Origin of the sequence: Pseudomonas sp. O230, from assembly GCF_045447035.1 — a bacterium.
Taxonomy (GTDB): domain Bacteria; phylum Pseudomonadota; class Gammaproteobacteria; order Pseudomonadales; family Pseudomonadaceae; genus Aquipseudomonas.
In genome coordinates this window covers 202,393-218,111 of record NZ_JBJGXN010000006.1, presented here as the reverse complement: position 1 = coordinate 218,111, position 15,719 = coordinate 202,393, and the positions used below count along the sequence as shown (strand labels likewise).

The following is a 15,719-nucleotide window of genomic DNA, read 5'->3' as shown; positions in this document are numbered from 1 at the left end:
ATGCCTTGGCAGCGCATCAGTGCGTGCAGCCTAATCACAATGCTGTAGCACTTAGCTCGTCGATTATCACCGCTGACTTCGGGCACTGGCACAATTGGCAGCATGGGTTCCTCGCCCAATCTCGACCGAATGACACCAGAACAGCTGCGCGCTCTGGCCGAACAGGCCTTGCAGTTGCTTTCAAAAATCGACTCGATGGGCCAGAAAACCCGCCGCTTTGAGACGTTCAACGAGCAACACGTACGGGTGTCTTAGAGCGTTTACGCTTTGAGCGGCCACTCCTCTGGTACCAAAGCCGGAGGTTTAGACCATGGATCCTCTACCAGTGCATCCTGGAACCACTGATCTCGGAGGTTCGCGTGCTCGGTGATGATAATTTGAAACCCAGGAACCTCATCCTGGGTAAATTTTAGAAGTAGCTCAAACAATTTTCGCACGGACACCATGTCAGCATCTGCCTCGGTCATCTGTACCGAGCCATCGGCCTCCTGATAAACCTTTTCGGAGGGAAAGTAGACCTGCGTTGGCTGATCGATCATCAGGAACCGTGGAAGAGGGCGATTGCTCTTGGCCGCGAACCAGTGAAGTGCGAGCAGCGCACTGAGATGGTAAGCAAGATGGTTTTCACCGCCCCCCGTCCTGGCCATCGGCACCGGGCGTTCTGTTTTGTCGAACACCACTGTCAGTTGCTTCAGATCGAAGCGTGCAGGGTAATCACTAAACTCCGCCCCAAAGCGTGTGATGTATCGCGACATCTGCGCGGATATATTATTCAAGATCGATGTTAGGCGATCATCACTGTCATCCGACCCAATCGCACTCTCTAGATCCTTGACACGCAGCTCGCGACGCTGGTGCTCAGCGCGGAGATTGCTCAAGTCAGCATCAGGGATCAATTGTTCCAAAAACCAGCTGATTCTGCCGACAACAACAGCGGCAGCGGTGGTACGAGCTTCTGCTGAAGCGAGCGCGACATTTGCGGCGATTGCAGCACTCAACTCGGCATCTTTCTCGGCGATCTGATCGGAGATTTTTTGATAACTTTCCTCCTCCGTAGTCAAGTAGGCCTGCAACTTCGGCCGCTGTCCGGCTACGACAGTCATTTCCTCTTCTAGCGAGGCTAGTTCCTGCAGGAGAGATGCGGCAATCGGGGTATCCATTGCCAGGTTACTTTCACAGAACGGCCACTGCCACTCGCCAGTAGCGACGTTTTTGGGAAGCGATTTGATTGAGGCCAAGCGATCGATATGTTGGCTAGCTTCATTCGAAAAGCCGCCAGCTCTTTTCTCAAACTGCTTACCAGCATCGATCCGGCTCTTTATCTCCCGACGCGTCTTACGCAGATTAGCGAGCTCAGCCTCTAATTTTGTCACCCTGTCGCCGTCGTCAACCACCCGCTTTAGAGGTATCCATTGAGCAGCCTCGCGCAGGGCCATAATCAATCCATTCTCACCGCTAGGCGTAGCATTGGTACTGATGATGCCAACAGCCTTGGCCTCTGAGTACAGCGAGATGGCTTTGAGTTGAAAGGTGTCCAGGGTCTGCTGTGCTTCCGAGAGCAGTTTCGCCTGAAGCCTCAGGTCTCGCTTTGCAATTCGTAGCTTTGCTTCGTGCTCAAACCGTTCATTTGTCGACACGCCTAGCAAAATTGGAAGGGTGTCTCGAATGGCCTGTGGCTGAAACTGCTCGTTCTGTCGGTAAAACAGCTGGTCTTTGTTTGCGACCAAACCCTGCTTTTGGAACATGTAGTAGTACGTATGCTTGATATTCGCGTCAAAGCTTACACGGCTATGCTCAGCGTCGACGTCGGTACGGTTTTCCGGAATCCCGATTAAACGTGAGAGCAGGGACGTGACGGTATCGTCATCAGCGTTAACTGCTAGCTCGCCGAAGGGCAGCGCAACTACCTGGTCACCATATCTCACCATCGCGGTGCTACAGCTCACACCTCCCGTCGGGGGGGTGGGCTTTGCAATCATCACCTGGACACCAGGCAGCTGGTAGATCACTGCAAACCAAGACACCTTGTCACGAATGATCCCTTCCGGGACGTTGAACGTGGATCGCCCCATGCAATATTCGATGATGTCCGAAAGTGCGGATTTACCGGTTGAGGATCTCCCCGTAATGACGTTCAGTCCGTCGACCTTGAATTTGAGATCTCGACGCTGACCGTCGTGGCTATACACATGGATGGAGCTGATCTTCATGGTCTGATTCCGAATGCTGTATATATCGTCGCTCTGTCGCCAATGCGTGCAAATTCGCGGCCCAGAAGGCGGGCCACTCGCTGGCAACTAATCGACTCCTCAGTTCCAGTGATCGCTTTTTTGGTCGTTTTGGGCGTTCCGATTAGTCGACCTTCTGGCGTGACCTGAAAGCAGCCCATTTGCATGGCCAGCCCGAATGCTTCAAAGGTAAACGGAAGCATCTCGGTTACCCGCTCAGCTAACGCAATGAGAAGCTGGGGATTATCCTCTATGGTCTTGAGTAAGTAGCTTCGACTACTAGGGGCGAGGACGTCCCGGCTGCCCTTGTAAAGTGACAACGGTAGTATCAATAGGGATAACGAGAAGGGAATACCCCTTGCGTCTTCGAGCTCAAAAGCCTCAAGCGAGCGCATCATTAGCAGAGCGCAAAAGGCTGGATTGAAGAGGTTCTTCGTTTCAAATGGCCTCAAGTCCCAACGCTTCATGGGTTAACTCCCACGACTCGCTGAACTCCGGCGAGGAAAGACGGATGCCAATAGACCCTAGGGGTAGGGCGGTGATTGGCTAAAATATGAAAGCCCCCGCGCAGGACATACGGCTCGGTAACGCGGGCTCGGATCTGCAATGAGGCCATGCTGCCGCTGCCTAGTTCGGCCCACTTGTAGAGGTTCTTGCCGGCGTCAGTAAGGACTGAGTCTGCGCTGTTCTCGCTCAATCCCTCGAAGACTACCTCGCGGTACCGCTCCCATTCGTCAACCAAGCGATCTTCGTAGAGCTCAATTTCCTGCGAAACGAGAAGATTCTCGCGTGCCCATGCAGATCGCTGCTCGAAAGCGCGATAGTAGTCCAAGATGGCATTTCGGATTCGGATTGAGCTGATGCCCAGAGCTCGGATCTGCTGAACGAACATCCTGGAATCAGACTCCACATCGACTTCTTCAGCCGGGGATACATTCCTGAATGTGATCGGCAGGTTGTCCGAGGCGTACTCTTCACAATACGAAGAAAGCTTGTCGGATATCTCATGGTTGTAGATCGGAGCGTCCTGCAGGCCTGATAGCATTCGGACGATCAGATCGTTCCACCACCCCTCAAGTCGCTCGTAAATAGCGTCCCTGATCTCGCGGCGAACGGTTCTCATTTTACTTTTGATAATCCGGGGTATATCGACGATCCTCGGGCTTTCATCAAAGATGGTGATCCTCGCGAAGAAGTCCTCTTTCTCTGAGTCGGAAAAGTCCCGCAGGGCTTCTTGGATAGGTAGCAGTAGTTGAGACTTACTGCTTTCCAACGCATTAACAGCCGTCACCCATAGCTTGGGCTCTAGGTCAGCCTGCAAGGCGTCCGGCGAGAAATGGCGCAGAAATGAGTCGGATGACACCGTGGCCGTGCTGAACAAGAAGAATCTCAGATCGGACTGGATCCTATCTTGGTCATTATACCGATGGATCCAGATGTTAACCGACTTCCAGAAGTCGACCGAAAGGTTAGTAATTCGATCCCCTATGGCCTTGTGTTTCAGTGACGCGAGGGTCTTTACACCGTTTGCGTCAATGAAGTCCAAGTCATCTTCTTTTTCGATCAGTACAGATGTGCTTTCAGGCATTTCCAGCATTTTTAATAGGGCAAATCTAGGCTGGTAAATATAGCCAAGTCCCTGCTCGCTCGCGGAAAAGCGATCCATTGAGCTACTCACAGCATACCTCCGATGTACACGCTAGCTTGATTTTTCCCTTCAATGCTCGTACGAAATGCAGTCCGATACGGTGCCTTGAGGCCCCCTTTACTGGGTAAGGAGGCTTGGCGTAGCAAACGGCATCAAGATGATATCACTGGGATCGGGGCAGGCACGACTATCAAAGTGCTTCGAAGACACTATCTCGGCGCGCCAACCGCAGCATCATCCGAGGATCATCGGACAATGTCGTCGTATAGTGGTAATCGAACAGAAAAGGTCTTGCACTAGGTGCAAGAGGCTGAACTTGCTGCTGTTGACAGCTCTTATCGGCTTACGATCAAGCATGGAGTAAGCTCGAGCACCACCCAGCTCTGCTGATGCAATGCTGTTGATGGGGACATCGCTTCTTCGGGCACCTGGGCCCGGCTAACGCAGTCAGGCAAGAATCTCTTTTACGATGGAAGCGACATTTCTCGCATCGTCTATCCCTCGGTGATAGGTACCTTGCCAAACTAAGCCCAACGACTCTACCGTTTGCTTAAGTGATTTCGGTCGATTGTCATACATGCCTGCATGCCATTTCCTGGTATTGAAATGGGGCAAGCCTTCGAGCAGCGAAGGGCACGCAGCAAACCCTGCGTCTCGCTCAAGCTGCCTTGCGTCATAGTCCCCCCACGATGCCCAAGCAGCGTTTGGATATCGCGCAATAAACGCTCCTATCTCCTCGCCAACCTCCACATAGGTTCCTGCACTGTCGACGTCCGCTTGTAGAATGGATGTCAGCTCTTTACAGAAGCCGGTGAGGATGGGATTGATCTGAGGGCGGACGAAACGCTGAAACTCATCGACGATCTCAAGTGTTTCCAAATCGATCACCACCAGGCCAATTTCGATCGTTTCCATTTGATCCGGGAAGACGGCAAGCGGCCTTGGTGATTCCGAATCATCAACCTCATCACAGGTTGCCTCAAGGTCAACGCAATAGAGGTAGCGGTATGGCGCGAGGAGGTTATGGATTGCTTGGAGGAAGGAACTTTGCTTGGATGCTCATGGCATGGGAGACCTTGCTTGGAGCTTGTTGAGATTAACCGCCCCATCTATGTCGATTGAATTGCTCACTGCCCACGACGAATCGCATAGAGCACGGGTCACGACATACCCACAACCATTAGGGACGTGATTATCGATCTCGTACCTGCGCCACTCGATCATCGCTTGGGCATCAACCTGGAGTGGCTTGCGCCCGATAAGCCAAGCTACCGCATTGAGAAATTGTCCGTGCGAAAAGACTAGGATGTCTTGCGCCGGGTGTGTGGCGAGGCGATCTAGGAACGATCGTGCGCGGCCAACAAACTCCAGAAACGACTCAGCACCTCCTCCATCAATGTAGGACGAATCCGCGTTCGCCCAATACTGTTCGACCCATGCCTTCCGTTGCCCTACGGTGGTGTTCACACACCTGGTCGGATCTAGGTAGGTGAATTCCTCGATGGGCCATATTTCGAATGGTGCATCAGGGAATACGGAGATGGTCGTATCCGCCGTCGATCGAGCCCGAGAGAAAGGGGAGGCAACGATTAATTCAGGTGCACGGCCGACGGACTGAGCCACTCGTTTAGCTTGTGCGATGCCCTTTTCGGTGAGCGGAATATTTGCGTGATCAAGGGTAGCTGCACCGGCATTGGCCGCGCTTTCTCCATTACGCACTAACCTGACATTCTTCATTGACTTACCTGTCGTTTCGCCGACGAACGAAATCAGTAGCGTTGCTAGGGGCATGGATGGAATTAGGGTCGGGACGATGGCAGTCCGCCATTCAAGCCGGTACTAGCCCTCAGCGCTTCGAGTCTGAGGGCCGCCAGTAAGTGTTTCACGGCCGTACGCTAGTTAAAGCTCATAGGGATCAAGCCCGAATGATGACCCAATGGCATACCAGACATTTTGCCATCTAACCTGAACCAGGTCGGTGCCGACGAAATGAGTCTCATGATTTCCTAGGCGCAGGAGCTTTCCATTGGCCAAATACGTGTAGGTGTAAGTACCTACACCTTGATCGCTGAGCTGTTGAGGTAGGACAGCTCGGAACGGGGCCGCGTAAACCGGGTCATCTGCGACCAGGATGAACTCATCGAACAGGTGAGCATAGGCCTCCATGTGCTCACCTAGATCAAGGGTGTACCAGTCGCTTGCCAGTGTATTGAACCTGACCTCTCCGGCTTCATATTCAATCACCAAAGTGTTTAGGTGATCGATTTCATGTTGGTCATCATTTGAGCAAAAGGCGAACGCAGTGATGAACGACTTTTCCTGAAGCCATGTAATCGCATGGGGAATGATGCTCTCGATCGATTGTGGCTCCAACGTTTTCTGGGGGTGAGTCTCTCGATAAAACTTCAGTGCCAGGTGCATCTGCTTCATCACGAATGCGTAATCGACGTACATAACGCGATATTTCGCTGGGGCGAGCTGCATGCGCTCAAGGTAGATTTGCCTAACATCCGCAACGCACTGGCGCACATCACGGTTGATTTCACGTCCCGTGAAGCGGATCACGGAGTAACCAGCACGGGTCAGATACCGCTGGCGGATCGCGTCCTTTTCGAGCTGTTCCTTCGTCGAGTGATAGGCGTGTCCATCGAGTTCAACAATGAGACGTGCATCCTTGAGAATGAAGTCGACCCTGTATCTATGATGTTTTTCAGTGTCACCGAACCAATGTTCGCTTTCTATGGCACTAGCAAGATCCTCAATCGCGTTCTGAAACTCCTGCTCGATGTAGGATGGGCCGCGATCGTGGTACCACGACGGCGGAGCCTCATCAGTGGGGTGGCCTGGATGCTTCATTCATCATCTCCGCTGACGTTCTGCTCAATAGTCGTTGACCGCGTATCAATACCACTGCGCGTGGGCCTCCTCCACAACTGTAGGGGGCAATATGGCTGAGCAGCAATTACACAGTCGCTACCATCGTATGGCCCAGGTCGGGCCAGCAGGTTACGAGTGACTGTCCAAAAGTTCAAACCTACAGGTTCGGCGAGGGTTTCTAGTGCGCACTGGAAGACCTCGCGCATTTTGCGGATGTGAGCAGCGAGCTCATCGAGGTTAAGCACGCGAGGTTGGCCAGATGTGGTGGCGTCCATTCTTAAGCTCCATCAGAGGGGCGGTACGGCTCATGATAATGAAGCCGCCGATGACACAACACGACAGGGGGCCCAGCAGAGCGGAGGCTGGCCTGGCAGGCTAGGACTGTGAATTGACGGCTTTCAGCCCCGCGTGAATGGTATCCCCTATCTCATAGAGGCTGATGCCGACCCGGCTTAAGAGAACTGCTCCGATTGTGACGGGATGAGCGCCAACGGGTGCATTTAGATCACGCAGTGCGTCCTCCAGATCGGTCTTCGAGGGTAGATGAGCATCCCCCAGGCGCAGGCCATAAGCGATATGAAGCGGCATCATCATCTTGCGAGCAGCATCCTTCTCGCAGTATTTCAACAGCAGACGCTCAAGCAGTTTAAGGCTTCCCAGTTTTTCCTTAGGGTCAACCTCCAGATTCTGCTTCAGAAGACCTATATCGATGGAGTCCACAGTCAGTCTGGCAATGTCCTTGGCCAAGGCCAGCAATCCATTTTTGCTGAGAGCTCGGAAGCGGTGACAATTTCGCAGGATGTCCGCCGAATTGTCATGGGGTTTGAATAGCGGAGCCTCGAAGTTCTGAGTGAAAAACGAGTTGAGTTTGGCAATCACAATTTCGAGCAGCTCTTCCGGCGCCATCGTGTTCGCGGGATTGCTTTCGAATTGGGATCCAAGGAGCTCGCGCGAGGGGCGGCCGTCTGGCGAGACGTTAAACCCATGCCATATCTTTTGTTGCCAAAGTGGAAGCTTGGCAATGTCGTGGGCGTACGCGTTGATGTGACTCAGCTCATTGACTCCAAAATGAACCTCGTAGTCTGGTGAGCATTTGATCGAGCCAGTGTCCGACGTGTACCACTTCAAAGCCGAACCCTTGAATGCCAACAGGGCTTCAATCACTTCTGCCTTAAACCATAGGTAGAGCCCGACATCTTCATTGTCGAGCGCGCTTGCCGGCAGTCTTTCGCCGGCGGCTCCCGTCGCGTAATACAGCTGCTCTTCAGGTAGGTCGCCACGAACACGCTCACTTTTCGATGCGGGCTCTACCCATTCTTCCCGCCAGAGCCTGCCGTCAACCTGCTCATAGGTGAGCCCTTTGTGTTCGAATTCAAAATGCTCGTAGTCAGTGTTGCTGTTGTTTTCGGCTGTGAATGCCGGGACGTCTTCTTCGGGGTCAACATCTGTACGCCAGACCCTCATGACCGACGTGCGGCCCAACAACCCTCCATCGGCCCTGATACTAAAGGTATGCAACTTGAAGAGCTCGTTGACCTTCTTCTCTTCGACAGGAGCACCATGCCACGGGATATGAGAAGCATCAGCGAGATATTGCTTACGCTCCCGGTATTGCGCCAGCCTGAGGGCCAGACCGCGTGCACATAAATAATCTCGCAAATGTTCAGCACGAATTTCGATGGCGATCACTCGACCATCTTCATTCCTGCGCTGCCGGATAACCTCTATGTAACCTTCGTTGGGGCTTACCCATGAGTCACCTTCCTGCATCAATCGTAGTGCAAGGAGTAGATCCTGATTTACCAGCCATTCCGTATCGTGATCACTGTTGAAATGGTTCAGAAGAACGAGCTCCACTCCCACCGGCGGCTCTTCATCCTCATGGAGATACTGATCTGCTGGCTTGTAGCGGCCGTCGCCAAAGGCATAAGGCCCTGGGGTATGTATCAACCCAATTGAGTTCCAACCCAGTGTTTCGCCTATCTCACGCTGATCTGCGTATACCGCCAGCGAGCCGACGCAAAGCGATTCTTCGAATGCGCCGAGCTCTCTATCTGCACCACCTTTGTGAATCACTTCGGATTGACGCAAGGGAATCCAGATAGCTGCCGATAATCGACGCCGCCTGACGTCCGCCATCTGGAACCATTCTGGTGGGTAGCTGGCCGGCATGGCGTACTCCTTGGCGTTGATTGGCTTCGCGCTGGGGCGAAGCACTGTTGGCATTTTGACTAGTTTGAAGGTCAAGCATATCTTGCAGGTCGGCTTCCAAGCAGCATTTTACCTACAGACATTCTCGATCAAAATAAGAAAGAGTTGACTATGCTTAGGCCCTAATTGAAGAAGGGGTAGGGAACGGATATGAGAGAAATCGAAGGCATCGAAAAAGTTGTCGCCTACCTTCAGCCGCATATGGCGGATATTGAAGCACGCTTCCATGCGGAAAATGAAAGCTACATTAACCTCATGAATAGACCACATGACATTATTGGTCGCCTCCTAAAATACCATCTGGTCGTAGAACACTATCTTGAACGCTTCCTTGCCGAGCACTACGGGATTGAAAATATCCGAGCCGCAAAGCTTGGCTTTTTCAATAAAGTAGAGCTTCTTCCTAGCCGTGCTTCTAGTGCTGCGTTTGTTAAACCTGGAATTTTAAAGCTGAACTCGCTTCGTAACCAAGTCGGGCATAACCTAGGAGCAGACATCAGTTTCGATGATTTGGGGCCGATTAATGGTGTGCTAGACGTCGCTCGTCCCGGGGTAGGCTTTCAAGCACCGATTGAAGCGATAGAGGCGTTCACTACCGTCGCTTGCACTTGGTTGATAGTGCCGCCTAAGGAGTTACATAAAAGGCCTGTTCGACGGATGCCTTCCACCCTGTGCGTTTGAGCTAACCTAAGCCGGTGTGGCGTCAGATTTTAGCGATTTGATGGGATATCGTTCACCATTACAGCAAGCGCCAGGCTGGGGCACTCACCACATTCCTGAGTGACTTGTGCTACGCATTCTTGCACTCAGAACGCCTTAGAAAGGTCGGGCAGAGCGACAATTAAGGAAAAGTTGATGCAAGACAAAGCGAAGTTCATGGATTTATTGGCGCAGATGACCGCGGAGTACCAGCAGAGTGGAGGAGAGATCCGCAATTACCCCGCGACCGTCGATGAGTACGCCCGCGCGTTGAAGGAAATCAGACCTGATGTTTCGGAGCCTCAGATGGCAATGCTAATACATCACGCCAAGGCCTACCCTGAAGCGTTGACGATGAAAGAGGTCGCAGCAGCGGCTGGCCAGGCGAAATTTGGTTTTGCAAACATCCACTACGGAGCTTTGGGGTCGTTACTTACCAACGCTCTCGCTATTCCCTCCCCGAAATGGAAAGTCCACACTTTGGCCAGTTTTGACGACCATCCAGATGAGCGTCGGCGGAGGGGCCTGATTCATCCTCCGCTACTAGAGGCGTTGACGGCGCTAGGATGGTTGGTCGACACAGCACTGCCCGTAGACAGGACGCTGAAGCGCGCAAAGGAGCCGAAGAAACCAAGCGTGATCGGTATTGGCGCCGTTACCTCCGAATTGAGGAAGGCAGGTTTCATTGGCGGTGAACCTCCCGGAGGCAAAGCGAGTCTTTTTCGACACGCTGCGCTCGAGCATCCGGTGTACGTCAAAACTAGCACTGCTAACGCGCCAAGAATGCGAGCTCCGTTGATAGTCCACCCGGACTACCAAGATCTCACGGGTTCATGGCTTGGAATAGACGGACTGGAAATTGGGACTGAAGCCTTGTACCACAACTCTGGATTATCGGAGTTTCCTACCCGACTCCATGAAGGCCTAAAGGAAATATCGTATGGGATTGCGCTCGGTTTTCACCATGAAGGGGCTCTGAAACAATTTCTCGAAGTCTTGCTGGCGTCTCAGGCTAATGCAGCGGGGCCAGAAGCTGGCACTCCACAGCTAGCGTCAAATTTAGACCAGCAATCTATTGAAGACCCGGTTGCCCGGAATGACACTGAGCGTAATGCGCTAATTAAGGTGCGTATAGGGCAGGGCGGCTATCGAAATGCCCTCTTGAGCTACTGGAAAGGTTGCGCGGTCACAGGTTGTCTCGAGGTATCCCTACTGCGGGCGTCCCATATTAAGCCTTGGAGTAGAGCCAATGATGAAGAGCGGCTAGATCTTTTCAACGGCTTGCTGCTTGCTCCTCACTTAGACGTTGCCTTCGATCAAGGATTGATTACTTTCGGGGCGTCGGGGGAGCTGGTCATCAGTCCGATGCTGAGCGTTGAGGACGCCCAACGTCTCAATCTTGACGTACGCCAGCGGCTGTCCCAAATCGAGAAGCGGCATGAGTACTATCTTGCCTGGCATCGTGAATGGATTTTTCAATCTGTTAAGTCGATCCAGTGACTGCTGACGTCGCCAAACTCAAACAAGGGTGCTGAGCCCAAAACCGACGGTGCGGATATGGCAAAGCGCCAGCCGGCTAGCGTAACGACTAGACGGGATAGTCAAAGTTGCAATCTGGGTCAATCATCAGACTGGTGCAAAGCACGCTGCAGCTCCTGATACTTTCTATGAGCGTCATGCTGGCGATCTTCATTTTCCTTCTGGGCTTGGCGTTGTTGCTCGGCGAGGGGCGGATACCAAATCCATCGATCCTTCACTTCTTGTTCATACGTCCAGACAATCCCGTAGTACAGAGCAAGCAGAGATACCACAACAACCCCCCAGGTCAGGTGCGATTGGAGCAGCCTCATGATTGATGGGGTGTGATGCAGGTAGCCCAAAATGTAGTCACTCGCGACCAGTATCGTCAGCCCTGTGAGCAGAGTTCTTGCATCGGTTTTTTTAACTTGACCCTCCCTGACGTCCAAACTGTGCTGTACACAGAGTTTGAGCAGGAAATCACTTTTCTCTTCAAGCGCCAGCCTTTTCAAGTCCCTCGGCCGCACGCAGTCAAGTGGGAGCGGATGGTGCTCCGGGGTAGGCTGCGCCAAGACATTAAGAACGTGGACGATGGACGGTACAACTAGTGAAACGAAGCACATGAATACGAGTGACGCACACAGTATTTTGCCGGCGTTGGTGAGGACGGTTTCGGTATCAAAAGAGGAACTGGCTAGGTCGTGGCCCGTTAAGACAATCAATGAGATATCAGCAAACAGGCCCACGTAGACTGCTTTCAAGCACCAGTTGAAGTCCCATATCTTTTCTATAATTCCTGATGCTAGTCCTGAAACGACGGCTTTAGCGTCGTTGCCGGTGTGATGCTCTGCATTCATGTGGTTTTCCGGAATTTCATACAGCATCGCGATTGGAAGCCGGCAACCTTTTGCCGCCCTGAGGGGAGTGCTTCATAGGGCCTGAAGAATGGCGTCTAGTGAGTCAGACCGAAGCTGATCGGCACGGGATAGGCGGCCAGAATTCTGAAATCCAATCGCCGCCCGTCCTCAATACAGTGCAATAACAAATCCTTACTCAGATCGACTCAAGGATCTCTCTACGACGACTGCTGTATTCGTCCGCGTCAATGAGATTGCGCTCCTTAAGAGACAACAGCTTTTGTAGACGCGCTTCAATGTCGTTCACAGGCGGCGCTGCTACATGGACATCCAGGGAGCGCTCACTGGCGCCAGCACATGCGGCATTGATGTCGTTCATCAACGCGACTTCGTCAAAGACCGTTTGGCCTTTCTTGTCGCGAATAAGGTTCGAATATGCGCGCCCTAGTGCCAAGGTCTGCTGGCGTAAATCTGCGTTGCGAGGGTCGGCTTTGAGATTCGCCAGTGAGCGCTGGTAGGCCTCTCGTGCTTCTGTCTTTGCCTTTTCTTGGGCGTGAGCCCACCAAACTGCGACGACTACGACGGCAATCAGAATGACCCAGATCATTTCAACAATCCCTTGATGGTGTGAGTGAAGTTCGGCGAATGATACTACATGGCCATCTTTCGTCTACGTAAAGGGCATTCGCTATAGGGTTAGCACTGGCCACGCTTTTAGGGGCCGCGGCTGTAGACAAAGTTTCGGCTCATCCATGTCGCGACCTTCGTAGGGGCAATGTGATGAGGTGGCCAGCGTTTGTTGCGGCTTAGCAAATGAGAAGCCAGTCGAGTCTCGCGGCTTCTCGTGAGGAAGGCTAGGTCATGGTGCGTTCGAAAGTTTCGTCCGCTTTCCACGAAGGGTGGCAAGTTTAGACTTGGTGAGGCTCTGATATTTCAGTATCTCACGCTGCGTTTTCCCGCGATAAGCATCGGTTTTGGAGGCGAATCGTTGTGCTTGGACAAGCATCAGCTCGGACTCTTCCAGTATGGTGATCTGCGCATTGAGATCGTGCTCATCAGGGCTTTTATGATAACGAGCGATCGCTTTGCGCAAGTGGCAAAAAGATGGGCCGCGGCCCTTACGGCCAGCATTGTCAATGTTAATGTCACCTTGAGCGATGTCCCCGAGCCGGTAGTTTGCCAACGCCAGCCCAACGAGTGCGTCGCTGTTGTTTTGATCAAGCTCCACTGCACGCTCGGAGAGTTCTTTCGCCCGCTCAATGTCACGCCCCTTGTTGAGCATGAGCCAGGAGAATCGGTCATGCAGTGCCGAGTTCAGCGGATCGTCGGTAAGGGCTAAGTCGTACATCTCGATAGCACCAGGGATATCCCCTCTGTCAGCGTGGACTTTGGCCGCCTTTGCAAACTCGCTACGGAAAGCCTCTGCTACTCGATCTTCTCGGTACTCCTTCTCGATTTTTGCGCGCTCTTCAACGTACTTGTCCGCACTTGCGGCTATTGCTTTGAGCCTTTCCTTCTCGTCGTCAGGCAAGCGTCCAAATTGATGTAGAAAGAATCGCTTAGCCAGTTCTACCAACTCAATGGAGTAGGTTCGACCGTAGTCGGTGATCGTTGCGAAATGGGTTTCCGTCAGGCTCGACTGAAACTCGGAGTGCTGGATGCCGACTTCCTGGCACGCCTTGCTGATGGTGTTTTTATCAAGCGGGTAGGTGATATTGATGATGACCAAGAACACCTGCTTCTGCAGTTCATTGATCCGAAGCCAGGCATCTTCGTATAGAAACTCCAGAAGGTCTTCGTTCGATTTCTTGAAAACATTTTCAATTGCTGGATCGATACCTAGACCAGAATGCGCGATGTATTTTACCAAGGCCTCCAAGAGGATTGGTTTGTGCATGAGCTGATTGGAAACACGCCGAAGTTTTGGCTCACCAGCCTGCAGAATCGAAGCTGCTTTGTATTCCTCTGCCAACCGACGCATGAGGCTCACAGATTCGCTTTCGGATAGGCCTTCGATCATTACGGGTTCGGCTTGAAGGAATTCTCTGCGCCTGGAGGTAATAATCATCCGGCCGACGAGCTTGCCAACCTGCTTGAAGAATGCGCCAAGATCTCGTACTTCCTGCGCAGTCGTCGCTAAGGTTTCCGTGTTGTCTATGACGAGCAGGATGTCATCACGGCTGAGCTTGTGGCTGGCTAATTCCGTGACAGTCTTATCAACCAGTTGGCGGCCGCTGACACCGTACCAGTCTGCCGGAAGGACTGGTATAACACACCTCACCAAGTCCCTGAGACATTCGTCCATGACTGGTGATATCCCGGTAAAGTGGACGAGACCACTTTCAGACCATTTCGTCATCTTCGCAGTATGATAGCTGATGATAGTAGGGATAGGTTCAGCAAGATCGTATTCGCTTTCCAGAATCCTATTCAGGAACTCGAGCACTAATGTCGTCTTGCCATACCCTCCATCGCCGTAGACCCCGCAATACCTCGAGTCCTTATCGTCGAACCATTCATGGAGCAAATCCAATTCGGATTCTCGGCCCTCGAAGGTATCGGTTTGTCTGACCGGAATGTTGTGATAGAAAGAATAGTCATTATTCTTCGAGACAATTGATGAAAGGTCATAGTCCCCTGCGGACTTGAGATTTCTGGTTGAGAAGACATTGTCATCAGGCAAGGTAACGCTGAGTTCTTCAGCATTACTATGGGAGAGAACTTGGCCTTTTAACTTCCATACTCCTTTCTTTGCCGTAACGCTTGTAAGAACGATCGCTTGCCCTTTGTGCATCATTGGCGTGCCGAAGAGAGGCTCGCCTGGCATCTTCGTTAGCCTGACGCTTTCAGCTTCGGTAACCGTCGGAATCAAAGGCGTGAATACGTGCAGGCAGGTTTTGATCAGGCTGGCAGTCTTCTCAGCCCAGGCTATTGTATGAGGGGCGTCGAGTACACCATGCCCAGTGCGTTTATTCCGGAATTCAACCCATTCAATAAGCTGTTTGGAAAGAGGGATGGCAACCGATTTGGTTGGCTCAAACCATCCTTGCAGGAGACCCTTATCTACATAGGCGCGAATAAAAGGAGCGAGACTATCTATCACTTGCACCGGCATCCCGTCAGCAGGCCGCTGAAAGCGCTGCGCCAGTTCGGCAAGATCACTCTCTTCATGTGGCGTATACGTCTTTACGATCTCAAAGCAGCTTACGACTGATAATTGCAGGATAGACCGGAGCACCGAGGTCAGAAACGTTAGCTTTTCTGAGGCATTCGTAAGAAGTTCGGCTTGCTCAAGATGCTGCTGAAAGATTTTTTTCACTGATCGTCCTTGAAGAGGGCTGAATAGTCGGACAATATCAAATGGCCATCAAGGCGTCTATGTGGACACTTATCCACCATAGCGAGCATGGCTGAGTCTCTATAGCGGCGGATCAACGGGTAGCTTGATACTCGAGCGGATGCAATGGCGCTAGGTGTTGAATCTAGTAGCCAAACAGGTGCCGCGTTTCCTCTTTAAACCGACGTCTAGATTCAGTCCGCGCTACCTTCCTCAGAGGTAGCATTCACGCAGTTTTCCGGCATCCGGATCGTACCAGTAGCCGTAACCCCAACAGTCAGGTCAGGCAGTGAAGGTCGCCAGGAAAAAATACCGATATGTCGAGGGGGTGTCGGTCAAGTCTC

Annotated in this window: 13 protein-coding genes; 3 read left to right on the top strand and 10 right to left on the bottom strand. The window is 52.4% G+C overall.

The window, feature by feature from the left end:
* Nucleotides 1-102: 102 nt before the first annotated feature.
* Nucleotides 103-255, top strand: coding sequence for a hypothetical protein (locus ACI77H_RS14580; protein ID WP_407012723.1), 153 nt, complete (start codon nt 103-105; stop codon nt 253-255).
* Nucleotides 256-260: 5 nt separating this feature from the next.
* Here the strand turns inward: ACI77H_RS14580 and ACI77H_RS14575 are convergent, their stop codons facing one another.
* The 7 genes from ACI77H_RS14575 to ACI77H_RS14545 form a co-directional block, all read right to left on the bottom strand.
* Nucleotides 261-2,210 carry a DUF3732 domain-containing protein gene (locus tag ACI77H_RS14575; RefSeq protein ID WP_407012501.1) on the bottom strand — a complete coding sequence of 650 codons (1,950 nt, stop codon included), beginning with the start codon at nt 2,208-2,210 and terminating at the stop codon, nt 261-263.
* Nucleotides 2,207-2,695: a three component ABC system middle component gene (locus tag ACI77H_RS14570; RefSeq protein ID WP_019579113.1), complete on the bottom strand. Its 489-nt coding sequence runs from the start codon at nt 2,693-2,695 to the stop codon at nt 2,207-2,209. Before ACI77H_RS14570 ends, ACI77H_RS14575 begins: the two co-directional genes overlap by 4 nt.
* Nucleotides 2,692-3,894 carry an ABC-three component system protein gene (locus ACI77H_RS14565; protein ID WP_019579112.1) on the bottom strand — a complete coding sequence of 401 codons (1,203 nt, stop codon included), beginning with the start codon at nt 3,892-3,894 and terminating at the stop codon, nt 2,692-2,694. Before ACI77H_RS14565 ends, ACI77H_RS14570 begins: the two co-directional genes overlap by 4 nt.
* A gap of 429 nt (nt 3,895-4,323) precedes the next feature.
* The gene (locus ACI77H_RS14560; RefSeq protein ID WP_407012712.1) at nt 4,324-4,905 is read right to left on the bottom strand and encodes an exonuclease domain-containing protein; all 582 of its coding nucleotides are present in this window, start codon (nt 4,903-4,905) and stop codon (nt 4,324-4,326) included.
* Between the two features lie 30 nt (nt 4,906-4,935).
* Nucleotides 4,936-5,613, bottom strand: a complete 678-nt coding sequence (locus ACI77H_RS14555; protein WP_407012500.1) for a histidine phosphatase family protein — start codon at nt 5,611-5,613, stop codon at nt 4,936-4,938.
* Between the two features lie 162 nt (nt 5,614-5,775).
* On the bottom strand, nt 5,776-6,732 hold the full coding sequence (locus ACI77H_RS14550; protein WP_407012499.1) for an endonuclease domain-containing protein: 957 nt from the start codon (nt 6,730-6,732) through the stop codon (nt 5,776-5,778).
* A 396-nt stretch (nt 6,733-7,128) separates the two neighbouring features.
* The gene (locus ACI77H_RS14545) at nt 7,129-8,925 is read right to left on the bottom strand and encodes a hypothetical protein (RefSeq protein WP_407012498.1); all 1,797 of its coding nucleotides are present in this window, start codon (nt 8,923-8,925) and stop codon (nt 7,129-7,131) included.
* A gap of 189 nt (nt 8,926-9,114) precedes the next feature.
* Between ACI77H_RS14545 and ACI77H_RS14540 the strand changes: the two genes are divergently transcribed.
* Together ACI77H_RS14540 and ACI77H_RS14535 are read left to right on the top strand one after the other, a co-directional pair.
* A complete protein-coding gene (locus ACI77H_RS14540; protein WP_407012497.1) occupies nt 9,115-9,645 on the top strand; it encodes a hypothetical protein in 531 nt (176 codons plus the stop codon).
* A gap of 174 nt (nt 9,646-9,819) precedes the next feature.
* Nucleotides 9,820-11,163 carry an HNH endonuclease gene (locus ACI77H_RS14535; protein WP_407012496.1) on the top strand — a complete coding sequence of 448 codons (1,344 nt, stop codon included), beginning with the start codon at nt 9,820-9,822 and terminating at the stop codon, nt 11,161-11,163.
* 119 nt (nt 11,164-11,282) lie between these two features.
* On the opposite strand, the gene ACI77H_RS14530 is transcribed toward ACI77H_RS14535, so the two are convergent.
* The 3 genes from ACI77H_RS14530 to ACI77H_RS14520 form a co-directional block, all read right to left on the bottom strand.
* Nucleotides 11,283-12,038 (bottom strand): hypothetical protein, encoded by a 756-nt coding sequence (locus ACI77H_RS14530; protein ID WP_407012495.1) that lies wholly within the window; start codon nt 12,036-12,038, stop codon nt 11,283-11,285.
* 196 nt (nt 12,039-12,234) lie between these two features.
* Nucleotides 12,235-12,645 carry a hypothetical protein gene (locus tag ACI77H_RS14525; protein ID WP_407012494.1) on the bottom strand — a complete coding sequence of 137 codons (411 nt, stop codon included), beginning with the start codon at nt 12,643-12,645 and terminating at the stop codon, nt 12,235-12,237.
* Between the two features lie 252 nt (nt 12,646-12,897).
* Nucleotides 12,898-15,357 (bottom strand): hypothetical protein, encoded by a 2,460-nt coding sequence (locus tag ACI77H_RS14520; protein WP_407012493.1) that lies wholly within the window; start codon nt 15,355-15,357, stop codon nt 12,898-12,900.
* Nucleotides 15,358-15,719: the final 362 nt, after the last annotated feature.